At 57.1% G+C, this 23,001-nt stretch carries 20 protein-coding genes; 15 read left to right on the top strand and 5 right to left on the bottom strand.

Going from position 1 to position 23,001, the window contains the following annotated elements; genetic code table 11:
- Positions 1-64: 64 nt before the first annotated feature.
- From treZ to glgX, 3 genes are read left to right on the top strand one after another with little or no spacing between them, the layout of a single operon-like run.
- Positions 65-1,852, top strand: a complete 1,788-nt coding sequence (gene treZ, locus HCH49_RS05445) for a malto-oligosyltrehalose trehalohydrolase (RefSeq protein WP_221702327.1) — start codon at positions 65-67, stop codon at positions 1,850-1,852.
- Entirely contained in the window at positions 1,849-4,317 is a 2,469-nt protein-coding gene (gene treY, locus HCH49_RS05450) for a malto-oligosyltrehalose synthase (protein ID WP_221702328.1), read from the top strand. The genes treZ and treY overlap by 4 nt, the downstream gene beginning before the upstream one ends.
- A 15-nt stretch (positions 4,318-4,332) precedes the next feature.
- The gene (gene glgX, locus HCH49_RS05455) at positions 4,333-6,408 is read left to right on the top strand and encodes a glycogen debranching protein GlgX (RefSeq protein ID WP_221702329.1); all 2,076 of its coding nucleotides are present in this window, start codon (positions 4,333-4,335) and stop codon (positions 6,406-6,408) included.
- A gap of 2 nt (positions 6,409-6,410) precedes the next feature.
- On the opposite strand, the gene HCH49_RS05460 is transcribed toward glgX, so the two are convergent.
- A complete protein-coding gene (locus tag HCH49_RS05460) occupies positions 6,411-6,956 on the bottom strand; it encodes a winged helix DNA-binding protein (protein ID WP_039262429.1) in 546 nt (181 codons plus the stop codon).
- A 199-nt stretch (positions 6,957-7,155) separates the two neighbouring features.
- Between HCH49_RS05460 and HCH49_RS05465 the strand changes: the two genes are divergently transcribed.
- The 7 genes from HCH49_RS05465 to HCH49_RS05490 all read left to right on the top strand — a co-directional run bounded on the left by HCH49_RS05465 (position 7,156) and on the right by HCH49_RS05490 (position 11,449).
- On the top strand, positions 7,156-7,878 hold the full coding sequence (locus HCH49_RS05465) for a DUF969 domain-containing protein (protein ID WP_069302844.1): 723 nt from the start codon (positions 7,156-7,158) through the stop codon (positions 7,876-7,878).
- Complete coding sequence (locus HCH49_RS05470) at positions 7,875-8,861, top strand: DUF979 domain-containing protein (protein WP_033145579.1); 987 nt, start codon at positions 7,875-7,877, stop codon at positions 8,859-8,861. Before HCH49_RS05465 ends, HCH49_RS05470 begins: the two co-directional genes overlap by 4 nt.
- Positions 8,862-8,870: 9 nt before the next feature.
- The gene (locus HCH49_RS05475; RefSeq protein ID WP_221702330.1) at positions 8,871-9,866 is read left to right on the top strand and encodes a DUF2891 domain-containing protein; all 996 of its coding nucleotides are present in this window, start codon (positions 8,871-8,873) and stop codon (positions 9,864-9,866) included.
- Positions 9,867-10,137: 271 nt separating this feature from the next.
- Positions 10,138-10,302 carry a hypothetical protein gene (locus HCH49_RS22200; protein ID WP_260454028.1) on the top strand — a complete coding sequence of 55 codons (165 nt, stop codon included), beginning with the start codon at positions 10,138-10,140 and terminating at the stop codon, positions 10,300-10,302.
- Positions 10,303-10,362: 60 nt separating this feature from the next.
- Positions 10,363-10,530 (top strand): polymorphic toxin type 44 domain-containing protein, encoded by a 168-nt coding sequence (locus tag HCH49_RS22205; protein ID WP_241174683.1) that lies wholly within the window; start codon positions 10,363-10,365, stop codon positions 10,528-10,530.
- The gene (locus HCH49_RS05485; protein ID WP_047060899.1) at positions 10,508-10,942 is read left to right on the top strand and encodes a hypothetical protein; all 435 of its coding nucleotides are present in this window, start codon (positions 10,508-10,510) and stop codon (positions 10,940-10,942) included. The genes HCH49_RS22205 and HCH49_RS05485 overlap by 23 nt, the downstream gene beginning before the upstream one ends.
- Before the next feature lie 21 nt (positions 10,943-10,963).
- Positions 10,964-11,449: a type VI secretion system tube protein TssD gene (locus HCH49_RS05490; RefSeq protein ID WP_023311839.1), complete on the top strand. Its 486-nt coding sequence runs from the start codon at positions 10,964-10,966 to the stop codon at positions 11,447-11,449.
- Positions 11,450-11,488: 39 nt separating this feature from the next.
- On the opposite strand, the gene HCH49_RS05495 is transcribed toward HCH49_RS05490, so the two are convergent.
- Complete coding sequence (locus HCH49_RS05495) at positions 11,489-12,889, bottom strand: MFS transporter (RefSeq protein WP_221702331.1); 1,401 nt, start codon at positions 12,887-12,889, stop codon at positions 11,489-11,491.
- Between the two features lie 117 nt (positions 12,890-13,006).
- Between HCH49_RS05495 and HCH49_RS05500 the strand changes: the two genes are divergently transcribed.
- Complete coding sequence (locus tag HCH49_RS05500) at positions 13,007-13,912, top strand: LysR family transcriptional regulator (protein WP_219939652.1); 906 nt, start codon at positions 13,007-13,009, stop codon at positions 13,910-13,912.
- Positions 13,913-13,915: 3 nt separating this feature from the next.
- Here the strand turns inward: HCH49_RS05500 and HCH49_RS05505 are convergent, their stop codons facing one another.
- Entirely contained in the window at positions 13,916-15,370 is a 1,455-nt protein-coding gene (locus tag HCH49_RS05505) for a Cu(+)/Ag(+) sensor histidine kinase (protein ID WP_221702332.1), read from the bottom strand.
- Positions 15,360-16,043: a copper/silver response regulator transcription factor gene (locus HCH49_RS05510; protein ID WP_087822596.1), complete on the bottom strand. Its 684-nt coding sequence runs from the start codon at positions 16,041-16,043 to the stop codon at positions 15,360-15,362. The genes HCH49_RS05505 and HCH49_RS05510 overlap by 11 nt, the downstream gene beginning before the upstream one ends.
- A gap of 162 nt (positions 16,044-16,205) precedes the next feature.
- On the opposite strand from HCH49_RS05510, the gene HCH49_RS05515 reads away from it, so the two are divergent.
- Genes HCH49_RS05515 through silA form a run of 4 tightly spaced genes read left to right on the top strand, consistent with a single transcriptional unit; the run spans position 16,206 to position 22,374 of the window.
- Positions 16,206-17,591 carry an efflux transporter outer membrane subunit gene (locus tag HCH49_RS05515; protein ID WP_221702333.1) on the top strand — a complete coding sequence of 462 codons (1,386 nt, stop codon included), beginning with the start codon at positions 16,206-16,208 and terminating at the stop codon, positions 17,589-17,591.
- Between the two features lie 28 nt (positions 17,592-17,619).
- Entirely contained in the window at positions 17,620-17,961 is a 342-nt protein-coding gene (gene cusF / locus HCH49_RS05520) for a cation efflux system protein CusF (protein ID WP_182383572.1), read from the top strand.
- An 11-nt stretch (positions 17,962-17,972) separates the two neighbouring features.
- Positions 17,973-19,223 (top strand): efflux RND transporter periplasmic adaptor subunit, encoded by a 1,251-nt coding sequence (locus tag HCH49_RS05525; RefSeq protein ID WP_221702334.1) that lies wholly within the window; start codon positions 17,973-17,975, stop codon positions 19,221-19,223.
- 10 nt (positions 19,224-19,233) lie between these two features.
- A complete protein-coding gene (silA, locus tag HCH49_RS05530) occupies positions 19,234-22,374 on the top strand; it encodes a Cu(+)/Ag(+) efflux RND transporter permease subunit SilA (RefSeq protein WP_087822593.1) in 3,141 nt (1,046 codons plus the stop codon).
- A gap of 42 nt (positions 22,375-22,416) precedes the next feature.
- Here the strand turns inward: silA and HCH49_RS05535 are convergent, their stop codons facing one another.
- Complete coding sequence (locus HCH49_RS05535) at positions 22,417-23,001, bottom strand: hypothetical protein (RefSeq protein ID WP_213729709.1); 585 nt, start codon at positions 22,999-23,001, stop codon at positions 22,417-22,419.

Consider the following 23,001-nt stretch of genomic DNA (forward strand, 5'->3'; position numbering starts at 1 on the left):
TTTTAATCCTGAACTAAGCTTGTACTTCGTTCCGCGTAAAATGTGGGTCATTCGAGGACAATGAATGGAATTCAGGACATTTCAAAAGCAGTGGGGTGCTGAGTTTATTTTCGATGACGTTGTACGTTTTCGCGTCTGGGCAGAAGGACAGAAAGAACTAACGCTACGTCTGGCAGCCGCCGACGTGCCGATGACGGCAGCTGGCGACGGCTGGTTTCAGGCAGACGTACCCGGCGTCACGCACGGTGCAGAATATCAATTTGTTCTGCAGGACGGCATGACGGTGCCCGACCCCGCCTCGCGCGCGCAAAAAGGCGACGTTAACGGCCCCTCCATCGTTATCGATCCCCAACGCTATCAGCCGGTCAACCGGGACTGGGCAGGGCGGCCGTGGGAAGATACGGTTATCTACGAGCTGCACATCGGCACGTTTACCCCGGAGGGCACCTTCCGGGCCGCCATCGACAAGCTGCCGTATCTGGCAGAGCTCGGTATTACCCAGCTTGAAGTGATGCCCGTCTCTCAGTTTGGCGGAACACGCGGCTGGGGGTATGACGGCGTGCTGCTGTACGCCCCGCACTCTGCCTACGGTACGCCGGAGGATTTCCACGCGTTTATCGACGCCGCGCACGGGCTGGGACTCTCCGTGGTGCTGGATATCGTGCTTAACCACTTCGGCCCGGAGGGGAACTATCTGCCGCTGCTGTCGCCCGCGTTTTTTGATGCACAGCGAATGACGCCGTGGGGCAACGGAATTGCTTACGAACGCGAGCCGGTAAGGCAGTACATTACCGATGCGCCCCTCTACTGGCTGACGGAGTACCGTCTGGACGGCCTGCGCTTCGATGCCATCGACCAGATTAAAGACGCCTCGGAGACGCACATTCTGGAGGAGATTGCCGCAAAAATCCGCGACGCGATCCCGCACCGTCACGTTCACCTGACCACGGAAGACAGCCGCAACGTGATTTTCCTGCATCCGCGCGATGAACAGGGCAACACGCCGCTGTTCACCGCCGAGTGGAATGATGACTTCCACAACGCCGCCCACGTGTTTGCCACCGGCGAGACCCACGCGTACTACCAGGATTTTGCCTTTGAGCCGGAGAAAAAGTTCGCCCGGGCGCTGGCGGAAGGCTTTGTCTACCAGGGCGAGATTTCGCTGCAAACCGGCGAATCCCGCGGGGTGGAGTGCCAGACGCAGCCGCCGCAGTTCTTCGTCGATTTTATTCAAAACCACGATCAGACCGGGAATCGCGCCCAGGGCGAACGGCTTATCACCCTGGCCGGAGCCGACAAGACGCGGGTGCTGCTTGCCGCGCTGCTGCTTTCCCCCCATATCCCGCTGCTGTTTATGGGTGAGGAGTTTGGGGAAACGCACCCGTTCCTGTTTTTCACCGATTTTCACGGCGATCTGGCAAAGGCGGTGCGGGAAGGGCGCGCAAAAGAGTTTACCGGCCATGCCGGGCACGATGAAACCGTCCCGGATCCGAACGACGTGAACACGTTTATCCGTTCAAAACTCGACTGGAATAAGATTGCCACCGACGAAGGCAAAACGTGGCTGCGCTTCACGCGCCACCTGCTGACGCTGCGTCATCGCCATATCGTTCCGCTTCTGCGTCATGGCGGCGCCGTTGAGAGCAAGGTAATCAAGACCGCGCCCGGCATGGTGGCGGTGAGCTGGCATTTCCCGTCGGGGACACTCTCTTTGGCGCTGAATATCGGTAGTAAGCCCGTCGCGCTGCCCGATCTCGCGGGTGAGACGCGCTTTGCCTGGCCGGAAGTCACTGACGTTTTACCGCCGAACGGTATTGTCGTTCGCTTTGCTGATGGAGAAGCATCGTTATGATCCCTTCCGCCACGTACCGTATTCAGTTCCGTAATGGCATGACCTTCGACCGCGTTGCGGCGCTGGTGCCTTACCTGAAAGATCTCGGCATCAGCCATCTCTACGCGTCGCCCGTATTTACCGCCACAGCGGGTTCCACCCACGGCTATGACGTGACCAACCCGAATGAAATTGACCCCGCGATCGGCGGACGAGACGGCTTCGACCGCATGGCCGCGGCGCTTAAGCAGGCCGGCATGGGGCTGATTCTGGATATTGTCCCGAACCATATGTCCACCTCGCTGGAAAATGCCTGGTGGCGGGACGTGATTGAATACGGCCAGCAGAGCCGCTATTTCCGCTATTTCGATATCGACGGGTCGCGCCCGCTAACGCTGCCGTTCCTCGGTGACACCTTTGAGGCGGAGCTGGAGAAGGGGGCGATCGCTCTAAAACGTGACCCTGTCACGCACAAGGCCGCGCTGGTTTACTACGACGCCGAGTATCCGCTCAACCCCGGCACGTACAGCGAGGATAAGAGCATCGCTGAGCTGCATGAAGCGCAAAGCTGGCGGCTGATGTCCTGGCGGGAAGCGCCGAAGCAGCTCTCGTGGCGGCGCTTCTTCGAGATCACCGGGCTGGTCGGCGTTCGGGTTGAAGACGACGCGGTTTTCGACGATTCGCACCGGCTGATCCTGGAGCTGGTTCACGCGGGCGTGGTGGACGGCCTGCGCATCGACCACGTCGACGGCCTGGCCGATCCGCTGGGGTATCTGCAGCGCCTGCGGGAGAAAACCGGGCCCGACTGCTACATCACGGTTGAAAAAATCCTCGCGAAGGGAGAACAGCTCCCCGCCGACTGGCCGGTATCCGGCACCACCGGCTACGAGTTTATCGCCTCGCTGGCGGAAGTGCTGGTCGACGACGATAACCTGTCGCGCCTGGAGACCATCCACGACGAAACGCTGGGGATAACGGTCGATCGCCACGCGGAACTGCGCGATGCCAAGAGCCTGATGACCGATCGCAATTTTGAGGGTGAATTCACCACGCTGCTTAACCTTGCTGACGATCTGGCCGGCCGCAATGAGGTTGCGCTACCGCGCGAGGAGATCCGCCACGCGCTGCGCGAGCTGCTTATCGCCTTTCCGGTCTACCGCACCTACGGCACCCGGGAGGGATTAACCCCGCCGGACGTGGCGCTGCTTAACCGCGTGATCGCCGGCGTGGAGACGTCTGAAGCGGCGCTGAGCCTGATTGTGCGCATTCTTACCGGCGATCTGCCGGAAGATTGCCGCGAGTCCGCCGCGCTGTTCAGAACCCGCTTCCAGCAGCTTACCGGGCCGCTGATGGCGAAGTCCGTTGAAGACACGCTGTTCTTTCGCCACAACCTCGAGCTGGCGCTCAATGAAGTGGGCGCCGACCCGACGCCGCGCGCGTTTTCATTATCCCGCTTCCACCAGGAGATGCGCATTCGTCTCGCCCGACAGCCCGACGCGCTGCTGGGCACCTCCACGCACGATACCAAGCGCGGGGAAGACGCCCGGGCGCGTCTCTACACCCTGACGGAAGCGCCGGAACGCTGGGGGGAAAATCTGGCCCGCTGGCGACAGATGAACCAGACTCAGGTGCGTTTTCTCAATGACGGTACCGCGCCGAACGCTGCCGATACCTGGATGATCTATCAGGCGCTGGCGGGCGTCTGGCCCGCCACGCAGTCGCCGGACGACGCCGAAGGGCTTAAAGCACTCGACGCGCGATTCATCGGCTTCCTCGAGAAAGCGCTGCGCGAGGCAAAACAGCGCACCGACTGGATCGACAGCAACGAGAGCTATGAGAGCGTGGTGCTGAGCTACGCGCGGCACCTGCTTTCGCCGGACAACGCGCTGTTCCTGCATGATTTTAGCGAGGCGATGCAGCCCTTTATCCGCGCCGGGCTGATAAACAGCCTCAGCCAGACGGTAATCAAGCTGACGGCTCCCGGCGTGCCGGATATCTATCAGGGCAGCGAGGCGCTCAACTTTAGCCTCGTCGACCCGGATAACCGACGGGAGCCGGACTTCAACGCGCTGGTGCACAACCTCAGCACGGCGGATGCCACGGTATTTGATAACCCGGCCTGCTGGCGAGACGGGCGCGTTAAGCAGTTCGTCACCGCCACGCTGCTGCGGCTGCGTCCGCATTACGACGCGCTTTTCCGCTACGGCGACTGGCTGCCGCTTAAGGTCACCGGCGAGCGCGAGGAGAACCTGATTGTCTATGCCCGCGTTAAGGACGAGGAGGCGCTGATTGTCGCCGTGCCGCGTCTGGTTTTTGATGTCACCGATAATCATCAGCTGTGGGTCAATACCAGGGTCGCGATACCGGAAGAACTGGCCGGGAAACGCTATCGGGATCTGTTCAGCGGTGAGAGCCGCATTCTGCAAGAGACGCTGGATTTAACGTCAGAAAAGGGATGTGTACTGGTTCTGCTTACCTGCGAATAATCGTGGAGAACGAAAATGGCAAAGGATACTACGTTTGAAATTCGGGCCGGTCATGGTCAGCAGTTGGGGGCGAATTATGACGGGAAGGGCGTCAACTTCGCGCTGTTCTCCGCTCACGCCGAGCGGGTGGAACTCTGTCTGTTTGACCCGTCCGGGAAAAACGAAATCGCCCGGCTGGAGCTGCCGGAATATACCCATGAGGTCTGGCACGGCTATGTGCCGGACCTCAAGCCCGGCGCGCTGTACGGCTATCGCGTCTACGGCCCTTACGATCCGGAAAACGGTCACCGCTTTAACCCGCACAAGCTGCTTATCGACCCCTACGCCCGCGAACTGGTGGGCGATATCGACTGGAACGACGCCCATTTCGGCTATGAGCTGGGTCATGATGAACTGGATCTCAGTTATGATACGCGCGACAGCGCGCCGTTCACGCCGAAGTGCAAGGTCATCGACCCGAACGCCTTTGACTGGCAGGACAACAGCCGGCCAAACGTGCCCTGGCCGCATGCCGTCGTCTATGAGAGCCACGTGAAGGGCTTTACCCAGATGAACCCGGCCATCCCGCAGGAGCTGCGCGGCACGTTTGAGGGGATGGGACACAAAGCCTCGGTCGAATACATCAAGAGTCTTGGCATCACCTCGGTGGAGCTTCTGCCGGTTCACTGGTTCCCGGACGACCAGCATCTGCTCGATCGCGGCCTGAAGAACTTCTGGGGCTATAACACCCTCGGCTTTTTTGCTCCGGCGTCGCGCTACTACGGCCCGGCGGGGATCCAGGGCTTTCGCGACATGGTACGCGCGTATCACGATGCGGGCATCGAGGTGATTCTGGACGTGGTGTACAACCATACGGCGGAAGGAAACGAGCTTGGTCCCACGCTCTCGTTTAAGGGGATTGATAACTACAGCTATTACCGCACCCTGCCGGACCAGCACCGGTACTACATCAACGACACCGGGACGGGAAACACGGTCAACACCTCGCACCCGCGCGTGCTGCAGATGGTGATGGATTCGCTGCGCTACTGGGCGGAATCGATGCATATTGACGGTTTTCGTTTCGACCTGGGGACGATACTGGGCCGAGAGCCGGAAGGGTTTGACCCGCGCGGCGGTTTCTTCGACGCCATGACTCAGGATCCGGTGTTATCAAGACTTAAGCTGATTGGTGAACCCTGGGATATTGGCCCCGGCGGGTATCAGGTCGGCGGTTTCCCGCCGGGCTGGGGTGAGTGGAACGACAAATACCGCGATACCGTACGCGAGTACTGGAAGGGCGATAACGTCTCCAACGACTTTGCCGCACGGCTGCTGGGATCCGGGGATCTGTACGACCTGCGCGGGCGTCGTCCGTGGGCCAGCGTCAACTTCATCACCGCTCACGACGGCTTTACGCTGAATGACCTGGTGTCGTACAACGAGAAGCACAACGCCGACAACGGCGAGGACAATAACGACGGGCATAACGATAATCGCTCGTACAACTATGGCGAAGAAGGGCCGACGGAGAACCCGGATATTATTGCCACCCGCGAACGGCAGAAACGTAATTTCCTGACCACGCTGCTGTTTTCCCACGGCACGCCGATGCTGCTGGCGGGGGACGAGTTTGGCCGCACGCAGAAGGGCAATAACAACGGTTACTGCCAGGACAGCGAAATCTCGTGGATCGACTGGAACGGGATAACCGAAAACGACGCTGCGCTGCGCGAGTTTACCCGACGGCTCATTGACCTTCGCGCGCAACAGCCGCTGCTGCGCCGTGAAAGCTGGCGCGACGGGCTGGAGATCCGCTGGTTCAATGCCGGCGGCGGCCCACAGCAGGCCGAGCAGTGGGATGAAGGCTCGACGCTCGGCGTCTCCATCAGCAGGCCGGATCTCAGGCAGGAGGACGGCATCTGGCACGACGTGCTGATGCTGTTCAACCCGTTTGAAGGGACCGTGCCGTTCCAGATCCCGCAGTTTGGCGAAGGGGGATGGGTGCTGGAGCTGTCTACGGCAGAGGACGCTGCCACCGGGACAGCGTTCACCGAAACCGTAGAGTACGAACTGGCCGGACGCAGTATTACTCTCTTCAGACGTCCTTAGCTCTAGAGTGATGCCGCCGCGCGGGCGGCGGTGTCATACAGGGAGGAGATCGTGCGTAACAGCTGCGCGGTTTCGCCAATCGACTTCCCGGCAATGCCGCTCTCCGCGTGGATTGCGATCAGACACGCCTCCCGCACGTCCCGGTACTTCATACACAACGCTTTCCCTTCCTCGGTAGTCGAGAAAAAGAGCTCTTTGCCCGCTTTCTCGCTCGTCACGTAGCCCGCTTTGACCAGCTTTTTCAGGGCGTAGGTCACCACGTGGGTATCTTCCACGTTAAGAACGAAACAGATATCGGCCAGCTTTTTCTTGCGGTCGCGGTGGTTCACGTGATGCAGCAGCGAGACGTCAAATGCGCCCATATCGGGCTCGCCGGCTGCGGTCATGCAGCGCACCATCCATTTATTGAACGCGTTGCTGGTCATGATCAGCGCGTACTCCAGCTCTGACAGTTCCGCGCAGCGCTCGGACACCAGGTGGCGGGACGAGACGATCCGGCCGTCGTTGATATCGTCGTGAGGGGGGGTAGCACTCTTTTCCGAGGTCATAACGTTCCTTAGCCAGAAATGTAAACTCATCGATAAAATAAGAACATTTTATTGATAATTTGTTTACATGTTTTTGAGGTTCAGATATAGCTTTTTATCGCAGGTTTTCCGAAACCTGTCGAAAAACACAACATCGCTCGCCGCAAAATAAAAAAATAGCCGTCGGCGCGCAACGCTCACTTTGGATAGGGTAAACGTTATGGACGGTACTACGCTGTTGCCGCTGATCGGGATACCGATCGTGGTTATTGGTTTTGCACTGCGCTTCAACCCGCTGCTGGTGGTCGTGGTGGCGGGGCTGGCGACGGGTCTGCTGGTCGGTATGGATTTCGGGATGCTGCTGGAGACCTTTGGCGAAAAGTTCGTGAATAGCCGATCCCTGGCGACCTTCATTCTGATCCTGCCGGTGATTGGTCTGTTGGAATATTACGGGCTCAAGGAGCGTGCCCAGGCCTGGGTGGCGAAGATCGCCAGCGCGACCTCGGCGCGTATTCTGATGCTCTATTTTGTCGCCCGTGAAGGCACCGCCGCGCTGGGGCTGATGTCGCTGGGCGGTCATGCCCAGACGGTGCGTCCGCTGCTGGCGCCGATGGCCGAAGGGGCGGCGCTGAACGAATACGGCGAGCTGCCGCAGCACATCCGCGACAAAATCAAAGCCCATGCCGCCGCGTGCGACAACATTGCGGTCTTCTTTGGGGAAGATATCTTTATTGCCTTTGGCGCGGTGCTGCTGATCGACGCGTTCCTGAAAGAGAACGGTATTGCGGGCATCGAACCGCTGCATATCGGCCTGTGGGCCATCCCAACCGCCATTGCGGCATTAGTTATTCATATGACGCGCCTTCTGCGCCTGGATGCCAGCATCCGTCGCGACGTCATGGCCTGGCGCGCGGAGCAGGGCACGCGGGAGGCCGCGCAATGATGACGCTTATCACCATTAACCGCGTGTACTACCTGATCGGCTTCGTCGTGATGCTGCTGGTTGTGATGACCCTGCGCGATCGCGCCAATCCGAAGCGTTTTACCACGGCGCTGTTCTGGTTTTTATTTGGCGGGATCTTCCTGTTCGGCGATCTGATGGTGCAGGAGCTGGGGAAATCGCTGGCGTACCGGATAATCGGCGGGGGCGTCATCGCTATCGCGCTGCTGGCGGGTTTTGGTCTGGTCGGAAAAGGGCACTATAAAATGTCCACCGAAGACGAACGTCTCGCCTCGTCAAACCGCCTTAAAAACTGGCTATTTTTGCCCGCGCTGATGATCCCGGTGGTGACGGTTATCGGGACGCTGTTCCTGAAGGGCGTGTCGGTTGGCGGCGTGTTCCTGCTCGATCAGAAACAGCTTACCCTGGCGGCGCTGTGCGTGGCCTGCGTCGCGGCGATCCTCACCGGATGGTGGCTGACCAAAGGCACGCCGCTGCACGCCATTCGCCAGTCTCGCCGTCTTGTCGACACCATCGGCTGGGCGGTGATCCTGCCGCAGATGCTGGCCATGCTCGGCGGCGTGTTCGTGGCGGCCAATACCGGTGACTCGGTGCAGAAGGTGGTGAGCCTGTTCGTTAATCCGGATAACCGCTTTATGCTGGTGGTGATTTACTGCGTGGGGATGGCGCTGTTTACCATGATCATGGGGAATGCGTTTGCGGCCTTCCCGGTGCTGAGCGCGGGGATCGCCTTGCCGTTTCTGATTAATGTGCATCACGGCAACCCGGCGCCGCTGCTGGCGATTGGCATGTACGCGGGCTACTGCGGCACGCTGATGACGCCGATGGCCGCTAACTTCAACATTGTTCCCGCCGCGCTGCTGGAGCTGAAAGATAAATATCAGGTGATCAAGATCCAGATCCCGACCGCGTTAACCCTGCTGGTGGTGAACGTGTTCCTCATGTATTTCCTCGTGTTTCGCTAAGGAGCTGTTATGGAATTAACGCAACATCAGGCTGACGCGTTTGCCCGCATGCCTTTGACCTATTTGCGCCAGGAATACCCGAACCACATCATGCACCTGCTGAATGATGATGGTGACGTTCTGCCGCCGCGCGAACTGCACCCCATTTTCTACGGCTGTTTCGACTGGCACTCGGCGGTGCACGGCTACTGGCTGCTGCTGCGCTGCGTGCGCCTCTACCCGGAGCTGCCGAGCCGGGACGCGATCGTCGCGCTTGTCGACGAGCACCTGACGGAAGAGAACGTGGCGAAGGAGCTGGCCTATTTCACCGCGCCGTTCCGCGCCTCGTTTGAGCGCCCGTATGGCTACGGCTGGCTGCTGGCGCTGGCCCAGGAGCTAAAGCAGTCGTCGCTGCCGCAGGCCGCAGGCTGGTACCGGACGCTTGAGCCGTTAACCCAGGATATTCGTAACCGCCTGATGGATTACCTCAGCAAGCTCACCTATCCGATCCGCGTCGGGACGCACTACAACACGGCGTTTGCCCTCGCGCTGGCGCTCGATTACGCGCGAGCCGTGGAGGATAGCGCGCTTGAGCAGGCGATTGTCACGGCGGCGGAGCGGTTTTATCTCGCCGACACGCGCTATCCGGCCCACTACGAGCCCGGCGGTGATGAGTATATTTCCGGCGCGCTGATGGAAGCGCTGCTGATGAGCAAGGTGCAGAAAGACTTCCCGGCCTGGTTTGACGCGTTTCTCCCGGAGGCGGGCACCATTGCGGCGCTGATGAACCCGGCGGAAGTGAGCGACCGTACCGACCCGAAAATTGCCCATCTCGACGGGTTAAACCTCAGCCGCGCCTGGTGCATGAAGCACATTGCCAGAGCGCTTCCCGCAAACCATCCGGCGCAGCAGGCGCTGCGCGAGGCGGTGGCGAAACACCTGACGGCAAGCGTTGAGCATGTGGTCGGCAGCCACTACAGCGGCGGGCACTGGCTGGCGAGCTTTGCGCTGCTGGCGCTGGAGTAAACAAACGAGTCGTCTTTTTGCCGGGTGACGCTGCATTTACCCGGCCTACATTGTGCAAAGCTTCCTTGTAGGCCCGTGCAAGCGTAGCTCCGCCGGGCGAATCAGGCTGACGCCCGAACCGCAGGGCTCAGCCTAAATTTCTTTGATTTTTAATGCGATTAATATCTTAATCGGTTATTTTTCCGTCATTTGTCTCGAAACAGATATCTTTTTTACTATCGCAAAAGTGTACGATACGCGGTCATATATCCATGTGAAAAGAGTGGTTAATATGGCTGTTATACCTTTGTTACCAAAAGAAGGAATCGCGCTTGCATTGGCAAACATGAGGATTGCAAGAGCTCATGGTATGAGTAGAAATATGGCTATCCCTACAACCTATCTTTGGTTTTATCAAAAAGTAAGAAATAAGGGGCCATGGGATTACAAGCAGTGACACCCTGAGTTAGCGAACTTTGGTAACTTCAATTATGGTTCGGCTGGCTATGCTGCCGGGATACCATCAGAAACGTTATTGATGGGGGCAGGATGGGCGCAGGAAAGAGCTAAAACCTCCAAAAAGAAATGGGGGCACTGGTATCAAAAACCGCCATATGGGGATGATCCTCACGATCAGTTTTGGATAAGTCAAGGGATTGAATATGCAAAGAAACACGGTTATTAAACGGCTTCATTATTTACTCACAACGATTTTATTGATCATTGTTTGCGGGTTTCTGACATATCAATATTATTTTAATGCACCTCCTCACGATAGCTTTGTCAGCAAACAGAAACTATCTGATACCGTCACACTGTACATAACAAAGTATGATGACGGAGGAGCTACGGTGTCGGATGTTTACCGCTTCTATTTAGATAAAGACAGCAGCGGGAACATTATGAAGGCCCTTAAAGAACGCTCGCCGTTCCTTGAAGCCAATACAAGCAATGTTACAGCTTCTGCTTATGGGAACACGGTAAATATAAAAATCACAGGTAAGGTTTATTCATTCACTAATTCGGATCTGTTCTATGCAGATGGTGTAGCGATCATGCCTGTAATTAACCTCATAGCAAATGGAATAAGAGATTAATTAGCATAAGGAGTTTTAGAAATGGCTGTACCAGTACACCTCTTTTTGAAAGACGATGGTGGAGCAATGATCCGTGGCGGTTCTGATGTTGCAGACCGTGAAGGAAGCATAGAGCTTAGAGATCTGATCCATAACCTGAGCATTCCAACAGATGAGGCAACAGGTAAACTTACAGGTACAAGGCAACACTCAGCTTTCAGTTTAACAAAAGCAATTGATTCATCTTCACCCTATCTATACAAAGCAGTGGCTACAGGTCAGACTCTTCAAAGTGCTGAATTAAAGTTCTATCACATCAATGATGCTGGCCAGGAAGTGGAATACTTCAATATTCTTATGGAAGGTGTGAAAGTCATTTCAATAACTCCAGTTATGCATGATACAAGAGATTGTCCCGGTACTGGTCACCTGGAAAATGTATCTTTGCGATACGCAAAAATCACATGGAAAATCCTGGACGGAAATATTCAATACACTGATGCGTGGAATGAACGCCTTACAGCGTAGGCGTTATAAACGAGCAGCGCCGGAAGGCGCTGCAACAGTTTACGCTGATGCCCGAACCGCAGGGCGCAGACGACTCACGCTAAACAACACCGATCCCGTTGAGGCGATGACGGCTATCCACAGCGCAAAATGCACGGCCCGGTCATGGTCTGATCCGGCCGTCGCCAGCAGCACGCCCACCGCGGCGGCGCCGAGACACTGGCCGAATGTCCTCACAATCGACAACACGCCGGAGGCATAGCTGGCATATTCCCGCGCCACGTTAGAGAGCATCTCCCGGTTATTGGGGCTCTGGAAGCAGCCAAACCCAATCCCGCAAACCAGACTGCGCAGGCTGATATCCCATGCGGAAGGATTTTCCGGCAACGTCGCCAGCAGGACCAGCCCACAGACAAAAATCATCAGCCCGATTGTCGAGATCAGCGGCGCGGAAATCGTATCTGCCCAGCGTCCCGCGTGCGGCGCGATCAGCACGATGCCAATCGGCCACGGGGTGAACAGCAGCGCGGAGACCACCGGGCTGTAGCCATACACGCTCTGAAACAGAAACGGCAGCGCGACAAAGGTGATGCCCTGACTGACAAACGAGGCTAGCGAGGTCAGGGCGGCGAGGGTAAAGCGTCCGTTTTTAAACATGACGGGCGGCAGGATGGGACTTCGCGCGCGCCGAATCCGCCAGATAAAGGCGAGGGTGCTGACCAGCGCGAGCAGCCCCCAGCCTGTGGCCGCCTGGTTGATGTTTTGCGTCACGTGCTGAAGGCTGTCGGCCAGCATGATTGCTGAACCTAACAGCACGGCGGAGAACACGGCGCCCGGCGCGTCAAAGGGCGAGCGGTCAACGGCCGTTTCCCGCGGCAAGGCCCGCCATGCCAGCAGCAGGGCGACGCTGCCCGGAACAATGTTAATGGCGAACAGCCACTGCCAGCTCAGCGCGTCCAGTATGGTTCCGCCCAGCACGGGGGCAATCGCCGTGCTGGAGGCGATAAGCAGGGCGTGCAGCCCCAGAATACGCCCAAGCAGTCGACCCGGAAAAACGGATCGCAGGATTGCCGGGGCGATACTCAGGGTGGCCGCACCGCCGATGCCCTGCAGAATACGCATGCCGGTTAACATTTCCGGCGTCGCTGCCAGCGCGCAGCCGAGTGAGGTGAGCGTAAAGGTGGCAAGCCCAACAAGAAACACCGGGCGATAGCCCACGCGCGCCGCCAGCGCCGCGAAGATGGCTAACGTCATTGCCGCTGAAAGCAGGTAACCGTTGGAGAACCAGACCGCAACGTTTGCGGGTACCTGCATTGCCCTTGCCATGGAGGGCAGCGCGATGTTGATCATGGTGCCGTCAAAGACGCCCATCAGCGTGGTGGTCATGACGGCGGCCATGACCCGGGCGCGTTCATGACCGGGTAAGCCTTCATCGCCGGGCAGGTTTGAAAAAAGCGTCATCGTCGTTACTCCGCATAAGAATAGTGATGACGAAACTATAAGCATGCGGTATACAGGGCGGAAGACGCATCAGCTGCACTTAATCGTTGCATATAACGCCTTATCTTAGGAGTCACCGTGTCCGATCCTGACTTTAACCTTCTGGTTGCGCTCGACGTTCTGCTGGCCGAAGCCAGCGTGGCGGGCGCGGCGCGACGTTTGAACCTCAGCACCTCCGCCATGAGCCGCACCCTGAGCAGGCTGCGGGAGGTGACCGGCGATCCTATTCTGGTGAGGGCCGGGCGTCATATGGTGCTGACGCCCTGGGGAGAAGCCACGCGGGACCGCGCCAGAACTGCCGTGCATGAGGCGAGGGCAGTGCTACAGCCCTCCACCGACGCGCTGAAGGTTGAAAGTCTCGAGCGGCTGTTCACCATCAGAGCCAACGACGGTTTTGTGGTGGCGTTTGGGCCACTGCTGATTGCGGCGGTGGCGAGCGTTGCCCCCGGGGTGTGCATCCGCTTCTCGCCGAAACCTGAAAAAACCTCGCGCTATTTGCGTGAGGGGCTGGTCGACCTGGAGATCGGCGTGCAGAGCAATATGGGGCCTGAAATACGGCTGCAACGGCTCTTTCAGGATCGGTTTGTTGGCGCGGTGCGTAAGGGGCATCCTCTCTCATTACGGCCTGACGTCAGCCTTGACGATTATGTCGCGTGGGGCCACGTGGTGGCCTCGCCGGACGGATCGCTACACGGGTTTGTCGATGACGCGCTGGCGGAACGGGGGATGAAGCGCAAGGTCGCCAGCGTGGTGCCCGGATTTCCAACGGCGCTATCCGTGGCGCTGGCGTCCGATCTGATTGCCATGGTGCCGGCGCTGTACCTGCTCAATCAGCCGATGAACGAGCGCGTACACGTCTTTGAACTGCCGTTTAAAACCCGGACCATTACGGTGTCACAGATGTGGCATCCGCGCATGGAAAGGGACCCGGGACATCGATGGCTCAGGGAAAAGGTACTGGAAGTGTGTCGGGCCGTGCGCTGACGCTCAGGCCACTTTTCCCGGCACGGAGAGGATGAAGCGCGTCGATGCCGCATCCGATTCCACGCGGACTTTTCCGTGGTGCGCGGAGACGATGGACTTCACGATGGCAAGCCCTATCCCGCTGCCTTCGCCTTTGCGCTGCCTTGACGGATCGACGCGATAGAAACGGTCAAACAGCTTTGGCAGATGCTCTTGCGGGATCGGCGTACCGGGATTTTCTATCATCAGTTCAACGTCGTTATCCTGTTCTCTGATGGAGACCGTCACCGCTTTCCCGGCTGGCGTATAGCGCAGGGCATTGGAGAGCAGATTATTTACTGCTCTTCTGAACATCTGCGGATCGCCTTCTATCAGGCAGGGCATCCCGTTAAATTTCAGCGTAACGTTGCGTTCTTCCGCCCAGGCTTCGAAGAAATCGAAGACTTTCATGACCTCCGCACTTAAATCAAACACCACCCGGTCAGGGACGAGCTGGTTATTATCCGCCTGCGCCAGGAAAAGCATGTCGCTGACCATGCGGGTCATCCGGTTGTACTCTTCAAGGCTGGAGTACAGAACGTCTTCCAGCTCTTTCTGCGAGCGGTCCTGGCTCAGCGCGATTTCCGTTTGCGTCACCAGGTTGGTGATGGGGGTTCTGATTTCATGCGCGATATCGGCGGAAAAATTCGCCTGGCGGGTAAAGACATCTTCAATCTTTTCGATCATATGGTTGAAGGAGATGACCAGCTGTTCCAGCTCAACGGGCACGCGGGACGGCTCCAGCCGCGCGTCGAGGTTTTCTGAAGTGATATTTTTAATGGCGTTGCTGACGTTACGCAGGGGCAAATGTCCCTGACGAACCGCGATGCGAATGACAAGAATAATCAGCAGGCTGATCGCCGCGGCAATCGCCAGAAGATTCTTTTTCAGCGCCTCAAGGTAGTGCAGATGAAAATTGATGGAGAGCCCGATCAGCATCACGTAGCCCTGCGTTTTGCCCTGCAGCGTCGCCGTGCCTGAAGAGGCGATAATCCGGTACGTTTCCATTTTCATGTCGGACCCGGCGTGCATGTTTGCGGCAGGGTCTTCAACCGTCCAGAGAAACACATCCTGCGCGCGGCGGTGTTCGCCGAAGTCCGCCGCGTTCATCGCAGGGCGCAGTGCTTCCCCTTGCGCCGAGCTGAACAGGATATTGCCCTGCGGATCCAGGAGCAGGACGGCTACGTTGCGGTAGCTGGCGATCGACTCTTTGATTTTACTGATTTTCTTTTGGTCAGGATCGACCGGAGACTGCAGGATGCGGTGCATCGCGGTGCTGATTTGCTGCAGGTCGCTGACATCCTGCTCGGCGAAGTGCTTTTCAACGGAATGCAGCATAAACCAGGTAAAGGCGAAAAAGGCCAGTATCGTGGAGAGACTGATAAAAAAGGTCAGCCGCAGGGCAAGCGAAAAAGGGCGCCCGGGAAGCTTAACGCGCATCCGGCACCTCCAGCATATAGCCCACGCCGCGCACCGTCTGGATCAGCTTCGGTTCAAAATCGTTATCGATTTTCGCGCGAAGCCGCTTTACCGCCACGTCAATTGCGTTTGTGTCGCTGTCAAAATTCATGTCCCATACCTGGGAGGCAATCAGGGCGCGGGGAAGCACCTCTCCCTGATGACGCAGGAAAAACTCCAGCAGGCTGAACTCTTTGCTGGTTAAGGAGATGCGGCTTCCGGCCCGGCTTACTTTTCTCGACACGAGGTCAACCGTCAGGTCCGCCACCTGAAGCTGGCTTTCCGCGATCACCGTATTTCCGCGTCTCAACAGCGTCCTCACCCGGGCGAGCAGCTCGGCAAAAGCGAATGGCTTAATCAGATAGTCATCCGCGCCCAGCTCAAGCCCTTTAACCCGGTGTTCAATCGTGCCGAGAGCCGTGAGTAACAGGATGGGCATCCCTTTTCCCGCAGAGCGGAGCATGCGGACAATGTCCCAGCCGTTCACATCGGGCAGCATGATATCCAGAATCAGCAGATCGTATTCAGCGGTCATGGCGAGATGGTAGCCGTTCAGGCCATTATCCGCGTGGTCCACCACAAATCCTGCTTCAGTCAGCCCCTTACTCAGGTACTCACCGGTTTTCATTTCGTCTTCGACGATCAGTATTTTCATCGTGCTCCCCTGACTGGCTGCTGATGACATTCTAGTGAGCGTACCGCCGTTAACAATGACTTACGCTAAAAATGACAACATTGTCATTATCCTGTCACCCGTCAAACAGGATGCGTTGCGTAGAGTAGCCCTAAAACTACTCTGGACTTTATTTGAACCGTTATGTTCCTGTTAAAACGACTAAGCATCAGTACGGTATTTATTCTGGCAGGCTGCGTCTCGCTGGCCCCGGAGTACCAGCGGCCGGAAGCACCTGTCCCCCGGCAGTTTTCGCTCTCCCGTAACGGCCTGACGCCCGCGGCGGCGGGGTATCAGGACACCGGCTGGCGCAACTTTTTCGTCGATCCTCATGTTGCCGGGCTGATTACGGAAGCCCTGAAGAACAATCGCGATCTGAAAATGGCCGCCCTGAAGGTCGAAGAGGCCCGGGCGCAGTTCAACGTGACGGATGCGGATCGCTACCCTCAGCTGAATGCCTCCTCGGGCATCACGTACAGCGGCGGGCTGAAAAGTGACAAACCCACCGCGCAGCAGTACGACGCGGGCCTTATGCTTAGCTATGAACTCGATTTCTTCGGCAAGCTAAAGAACATGAGCGAGGCCGACCGACAAAATTTTTTCGCGAGCGAAGAGGCCCGTCGCGCGGTGCATATCCTGCTCGTCTCTAACGTTTCCCAGAGCTATTTCAACCAGCAGCTGGCGTATAAACAGCTGCGTATCGCGCAGGATACGCTGAACAATTACCGGCAGTCTTATGCGTTCGTTGAGCAGCAGCTGGTGACGGGCAGTACGAACGTCCTGGCGCTGGAACAGGCCCGGGGACAGATCGAAAGCACGCAGGCAGAGATTGCCAAAAGAGAGGGGGAGCTGGCGCAGGCCAATAACGCCCTGCAGCTGGTCCTCGGCACGTATCGCGCGCTGCCGGGTGACGGCGGCATGAACGCCAGCGACGTTGCGCCGGTAAAACTGCCTCCTCATCTTTCCTCCGCGATACTGCTGCAGCGCCCGGATATTATGGAGGCGGAGTATCAGCTTAAAGCGGCCGATGCGAATATCGGTGCGGCGCGCGCCGCCTTTTTCCCGTCTATTTCCCTGACCAGCGGGCTTTCAACGGGCAGCACGGAGTTGTCCAGCCTCTTTACGTCCGGGAGCGGGATGTGGAATTTTATTCCTAAAATAGAAATTCCTATTTTTAATGCGGGAAGGAATAAGGCCAACCTTAAGCTGGCCGAAATTCGACTGCAGCAGTCGGTGGTTAATTACGAACAAAAAATTCAGTCCGCCTTTAAACAGGTTGCCGACGCGCTCGCGCTGCGGGACAGCATTAACCAGCAGCTTGCTGCACAACAGCGGTATCTGGATTCGCTCCGCATCACGCTTCAACGTGCCAGAGGGTTATATTCCAGCGGCGCGGTCAGCTATATCGAGGTGCTTGACGCGGAGCGTTCTCTTTTCTCTACCCAGCAAAATATTCTCGACCTTATTTATGCCCGGCAGGTTAATGAAATTAATCTCTTCACCGCGCTCGGCGGCGGTTGGGTCGAATAATCTTATTTAATTAAACAGGAAAATAACCATGCGCAATTCACTTAAGGCCGTTGTATTTGGTGCAATCTCCATTGTGTTTTCTGCCGGCCTCCAGGCTGAGGTTCATCAGCACGAGATGATGAGTGCTGCCAGCGAAGGGACATCAGAGCAGGTCATCACGGGAACCGGCATCGTGAAGGACATTGATCTCACGAATAAAAAAGTCACGATTTCTCATGAAGCGATCCCGGAAATTGGCTGGCCCGCGATGACCATGCGTTTTACCTTTATTCAGGCTGACGAGAGTATTAATGCCTTAAAAATCGGTAACCACGTGAATTTCTCGTTTGTTCAGCAGGGCAATCTCTCTTTACTCAAGAGCATTAAATAGCGAGACGCGGCATGGCCTCAGTAAAAATAAAATATGCCGCCGTGTTAGTCAGCAGCCTTATTGCGGGAGGGCTGATATCGGTGACGGCACGGCAGGCGCTTCATTCATCTGAAAAAACAGAAAATAGCGCACCAGAAAGAAAGGTGCTTTTCTGGTATGACCCGATGAAGCCCGACGTTAAATTCGATAAGCCCGGCAAATCGCCGTTTATGGATATGGATCTGGTACCGAAATATGCGGATGAAAACGCCAATAAAAGCAGTGCCGGTATCCGTATTGATCCGACCCAGGTCCAGAACCTGGGATTAAAAACACAAAAGGTGACGCGCGGAACGCTGAACTATGCCCAGACGATCCCGGCTAACGTCAGCTATAACGACTATCAGTTTGTCATTGTGCAGGCCCGCGCGGAAGGCTTTGTGGAAAAAGTGTACCCGCTGACGACGGGCGATAAGGTGAAGAAAGGCACGCCGCTCGTTGATATAACCATTCCTGACTGGGTAGAGGCGCAGAGCGAGTTTCTGCTGTTATCCGGTACCGGCGGAACGCCGACGCAAATCAAAGGGGTTCTGGAACGGCTTCGGCTGGCGGGTATGCCGGATGAGGATATTCAGAGGCTGCGTGCGACCCGCACTATTCAGACCCGGTTTACCATCAGGGCGCCGATCGACGGAGCGATCACGGCCTTTGATCTGCGTACCGGCATGAATATTTCCAAAGATAAGGTGGTGGCGCAAATTCAGGGGATGGATCCGGTCTGGATCGGCGCGGCAGTGCCTGAATCCATTGCTTATCTGCTGAAAGAGACCTCGCAGTTTGCTGTTTCGATACCGGCTTATCCGGATAAATCCTTCCCGGTTGAAAAATGGAGTCTTCTGCCGAGCGCGGATCAAACCACCCGTACGCTGCAGGTGCGCCTGCAGGTCTCTAACAGGGATGAGCTGCTGAAACCAGGCATGAACGCGTACCTGAAGCTGAATACTCAAAGCCAGGAAATGCTGCTGATCCCTTCCCAGGCCGTTATCGATACCGGTAAAGAACAGCGCGTGATTACCGTCGATGCGGACGGGAATTTTGTACCTAAAAGGATCCACGTTCTGCATGAATCTCAGCAGCAGTCCGGCATTGGTAGCGGACTGGAAGAGGGGGAGTCGGTAGTGGTCAGCGGTCTGTTCCTGATTGACTCGGAGGCCAATATTACCGGCGCGCTGGAGCGCATGCGTCACGCTGAAGCCGCTGACGACGCGCATTCTGGCCATTAAGGAGACGATGATGATTGAATGGATTATCCGGCGGTCGGTCGCCAACCGTTTCCTGGTCATGATGGGGGCGCTGTTCCTCAGCGTCTGGGGGACGTGGACTATCATCAACACCCCGGTTGATGCTTTGCCCGACCTCTCTGACGTGCAGGTGATTATCAAAACCAGCTACCCCGGCCAGGCCCCGCAGATTGTTGAAAATCAGGTCACCTATCCACTGACTACCACCATGCTGTCGGTTCCCGGCGCAAAGACCGTGCGCGGTTTTTCGCAGTTTGGCGATTCGTACGTGTACGTCATTTTTGAAGACGGCACCGATTTGTACTGGGCCCGTTCGCGCGTGCTGGAGTATCTGAACCAGGTTCAGGGCAAGCTGCCTGCCGGCGTGAGCTCTGAAATCGGTCCTGATGCCACCGGCGTGGGCTGGATATTTGAGTATGCGCTGGTGGATCGCAGCGGAAAACACGATCTCGCAGAGTTGCGCTCGCTGCAGGACTGGTTCCTGAAATTTGAATTGAAAACCATCCCGAACGTGGCTGAAGTGGCCTCCGTCGGCGGCGTGGTAAAGCAGTATCAGATCCAGGTCAATCCATTAAAACTGGCTCAGTACGGCATTAGCCTGCCGGAGGTTAAGCAGGCACTTGAGTCGTCTAACCAGGAGGCGGGGGGATCGTCAGTTGAAATGGCGGAAGCGGAGTATATGGTCCGGGCCAGCGGCTATCTGCAGACGATGGATGATTTCAATAACATTGTCCTGAAAGCCGGAGAGAACGGGGTACCGATTTATCTTCGCGATGTCGCCCGCGTACAAACGGGGCCGGAAATGCGCCGCGGCATTGCCGAATTAAACGGGCAGGGGGAAGTTGCGGGTGGCGTGGTGATCCTGCGTTCAGGTAAAAATGCGCGTGAAGTCATCACGGCGGTGAAAGATAAGCTGGAGACGCTGAAGGCCAGCCTGCCGGAAGGCGTTGAGATTGTGACCACCTACGATCGCAGCCAGCTCATCGATCGGGCAATCGACAACCTGAGTTCCAAGCTGCTCGAAGAGTTTATCGTGGTGGCCATCGTCTGCGCACTGTTCCTGTGGCACGTGCGCTCTGCGCTGGTCGCGATTATCTCTCTGCCGCTTGGCCTGTGTATTGCCTTTATCGTCATGCATTTCCAGGGGCTGAACGCCAACATTATGTCGCTGGGAGGCATTGCCATTGCCGTCGGGGCGATGGTGGATGCCGCCATCGTCATGATTGAAAACGCGCACAAACGGCTCGAAGAGTGGGATCACCAGCATCCGGGAGAGCAGATTGATAACGCCACGCGCTGGAAGGTGATCACCAACGCCTCTGTCGAGGTTGGCCCCGCGCTGTTTATTAGCCTGCTGATTATCACCCTGTCCTTCATTCCCATCTTTACTCTTGAGGGGCAGGAAGGGCGGCTGTTTGGTCCGCTGGCCTTCACCAAAACGTACTCCATGGCGGGTGCGGCCGCGCTGGCCATCATCGTTATCCCCATCCTGATGGGATTCTGGATCCGGGGTAAAATTCCCGCTGAGACCAGTAACCCACTGAACAGGCTGCTGATTAAAGCCTACCATCCGCTACTGATTAGAGTGCTCCACAGGCCAAAAACAACCCTGCTGGTTGCGGCCTTGTCCATATTCACGGTGATCTGGCCTCTCAGCCAGGTGGGCGGCGAGTTTTTACCGAAGATCAACGAAGGCGATCTGCTGTATATGCCGTCAACATTGCCGGGTGTTTCTCCGGCAGAAGCAGCGGCGCTGTTACAGACCACGGACAAGTTAATCAAAACCGTGCCAGAAGTGGCCTCCGTTTTTGGTAAAACGGGTAAGGCTGAGACCGCAACGGATTCCGCGCCGCTCGAGATGGTGGAAACCACGATTCAGCTCAAGCCTGAGAATGAGTGGCGGCCCGGCATGACGATTGACAAGATTATTGACGAACTCGACAAGACCGTTCGATTGCCCGGCCTGGCGAACCTCTGGGTTCCGCCCATTCGTAACCGCATCGATATGCTTTCCACCGGGATCAAAAGCCCGATTGGTATCAAGGTGTCGGGTACCGTTCTGTCGGATATCGACGCCACGGCGCAGAGCATCGAGGCGGTAGCCAAAACGGTGCCGGGCGTGGTGTCTGCCCTGGCTGAACGTCTGGAGGGCGGGCGCTACATTGACGTTGATATCAAGCGGGAAAAAGCCTCGCGCTACGGGATGACGGTGGGCGATGTGCAGCTGTTCGTCTCCTCGGCCATCGGCGGGGCGACGGTGGGGGAAACGGTGGAAGGCGTCGCCCGGTACCCGATTAATATCCGCTATCCCCAGGACTACCGGAACAGCCCGAACGCGTTAAAGCAAATGCCGATCCTGACGCCGATGAAACAGCAGATCACGCTGGGCGATGTGGCGGATATCAACGTGGTTTCCGGCCCCACGATGCTGAAAACGGAGAATGCCCGCCCTGCGAGCTGGATTTATATTGATGCCCGCGGCAGGGATATGGTGTCGGTGGTGAACGACATTAAGACGGCCATCAGTCAGAACGTAAAGCTGAGGCCGGGTACCAGCGTGTCATTCTCCGGGCAGTTTGAGCTGCTCGAACACGCCAACAAGAAACTGAAGCTGATGGTGCCGATGACGGTGATGATCATCTTCATTCTGCTGTATCTGGCGTTCCGCCGCGTGGATGAAGCGCTGCTGATCCTGATGAGTCTGCCGTTCGCCCTGGTCGGTGGGATATGGTTCCTCTACTGGCAGGGCTTCCATATGTCTGTGGCAACCGGCACCGGCTTTATCGCCCTGGCCGGGGTGGCGGCAGAATTTGGCGTAGTCATGCTGATGTATTTGCGTCATGCCGTTGAGGCTCAGCCGGCGTTGTCCCATCGGGACACGTTCACTGAACAGGGGCTTGATGACGCCCTTTACCATGGCGCCGTGCTGCGCGTGCGGCCAAAGGCCATGACCGTCGCGGTGATTATTGCCGGCCTGCTGCCCATTCTTTGGGGAACGGGGGCAGGGTCAGAGGTCATGAGCCGGATAGCGGCGCCGATGATTGGCGGGATGATCACGGCGCCGCTGTTATCGCTGTTTATTATTCCTGCGGCGTACAAGTTAATCTGGCTGCGCAGGTATAAAAAATCCTAAAAAAACCCGCCAGCGATGGCGGGTTTTTTACGGGATGAACGCTTAGCGCGCTGTTTTAGCACGCGTCTGGCTGAGAAGCTTGCGCCAGGCACGATTATGCAGAGTAAACAGCAGCATCTTATAGAAGGCGGTGGAAAGGATACAGCTGCCGCTAAGCAGTAGCATGCCGATACTCACTAGCGCCGCGGTCAGACTGACGCCCGGAGCTGCGCTACCGCTCAGCGCGACCAGCAGATAGGCTGCTGTTAATACCAGGCTTATCACCGCCAGCGTAAGGTGTAACCGCACGGCGCGCATGCTGCCTTTGCCAATCATAAACATCGTCACGCCGTTAAGGCCAGCGAACAGAAGGGCGATCAGGACAACCCAGACGAATACGTGTTCCGCTGACTGGTTGAGTCCTGCGAGTACGCCATACCCCAGCCACAGCTGAGGAATAGCGAAACTGACAATCACCCCGAGGGTACTGATCGCTGCTGGAATACCCATGGTGTGTAGACCTACAGGTTTGCCCATTTCGTCAGCCAACTCAGTCTTTAGCTGTTGCAGCTGTGTCGGGGAGGCATTGCTTATGCTGGTAGCCACCTCGTTACAGTGTTGCAGGCGGCGGAAAAAAACTTTAACCAT

The organism is Enterobacter sp. Y17, assembly GCF_019730495.1.
GTDB lineage: Bacteria > Pseudomonadota > Gammaproteobacteria > Enterobacterales > Enterobacteriaceae > Enterobacter > Enterobacter asburiae_B.

Coding starts and splice junctions, on each gene's coding strand:
- HCH49_RS05485 (WP_047060899.1), top strand. CDS start 10,508: ATGCAAAGAAACACGGTTATTAAACGGCTTCATTATTTACTCACAACG.
- HCH49_RS05470 (WP_033145579.1), top strand. CDS start 7,875: ATGATGACGCTTATCACCATTAACCGCGTGTACTACCTGATCGGCTTC.
- HCH49_RS05495 (WP_221702331.1), bottom strand. CDS start 12,889: ATGACGCTTTTTTCAAACCTGCCCGGCGATGAAGGCTTACCCGGTCAT.
- HCH49_RS05525 (WP_221702334.1), top strand. CDS start 17,973: ATGGCCTCAGTAAAAATAAAATATGCCGCCGTGTTAGTCAGCAGCCTT.
- HCH49_RS05510 (WP_087822596.1), bottom strand. CDS start 16,043: ATGAAAATACTGATCGTCGAAGACGAAATGAAAACCGGTGAGTACCTG.
- HCH49_RS05460 (WP_039262429.1), bottom strand. CDS start 6,956: ATGACCTCGGAAAAGAGTGCTACCCCCCCTCACGACGATATCAACGAC.
- HCH49_RS05465 (WP_069302844.1), top strand. CDS start 7,156: ATGGACGGTACTACGCTGTTGCCGCTGATCGGGATACCGATCGTGGTT.
- HCH49_RS05490 (WP_023311839.1), top strand. CDS start 10,964: ATGGCTGTACCAGTACACCTCTTTTTGAAAGACGATGGTGGAGCAATG.
- treZ (WP_221702327.1), top strand. CDS start 65: ATGGAATTCAGGACATTTCAAAAGCAGTGGGGTGCTGAGTTTATTTTC.
- silA (WP_087822593.1), top strand. CDS start 19,234: ATGATTGAATGGATTATCCGGCGGTCGGTCGCCAACCGTTTCCTGGTC.
- HCH49_RS05475 (WP_221702330.1), top strand. CDS start 8,871: ATGGAATTAACGCAACATCAGGCTGACGCGTTTGCCCGCATGCCTTTG.
- HCH49_RS05535 (WP_213729709.1), bottom strand. CDS start 23,001: ATGGTTAAAGTTTTTTTCCGCCGCCTGCAACACTGTAACGAGGTGGCT.
- cusF (WP_182383572.1), top strand. CDS start 17,620: ATGCGCAATTCACTTAAGGCCGTTGTATTTGGTGCAATCTCCATTGTG.
- HCH49_RS22200 (WP_260454028.1), top strand. CDS start 10,138: ATGGCTGTTATACCTTTGTTACCAAAAGAAGGAATCGCGCTTGCATTG.
- HCH49_RS05515 (WP_221702333.1), top strand. CDS start 16,206: ATGTTCCTGTTAAAACGACTAAGCATCAGTACGGTATTTATTCTGGCA.
- treY (WP_221702328.1), top strand. CDS start 1,849: ATGATCCCTTCCGCCACGTACCGTATTCAGTTCCGTAATGGCATGACC.
- HCH49_RS05505 (WP_221702332.1), bottom strand. CDS start 15,370: ATGCGCGTTAAGCTTCCCGGGCGCCCTTTTTCGCTTGCCCTGCGGCTG.
- glgX (WP_221702329.1), top strand. CDS start 4,333: ATGGCAAAGGATACTACGTTTGAAATTCGGGCCGGTCATGGTCAGCAG.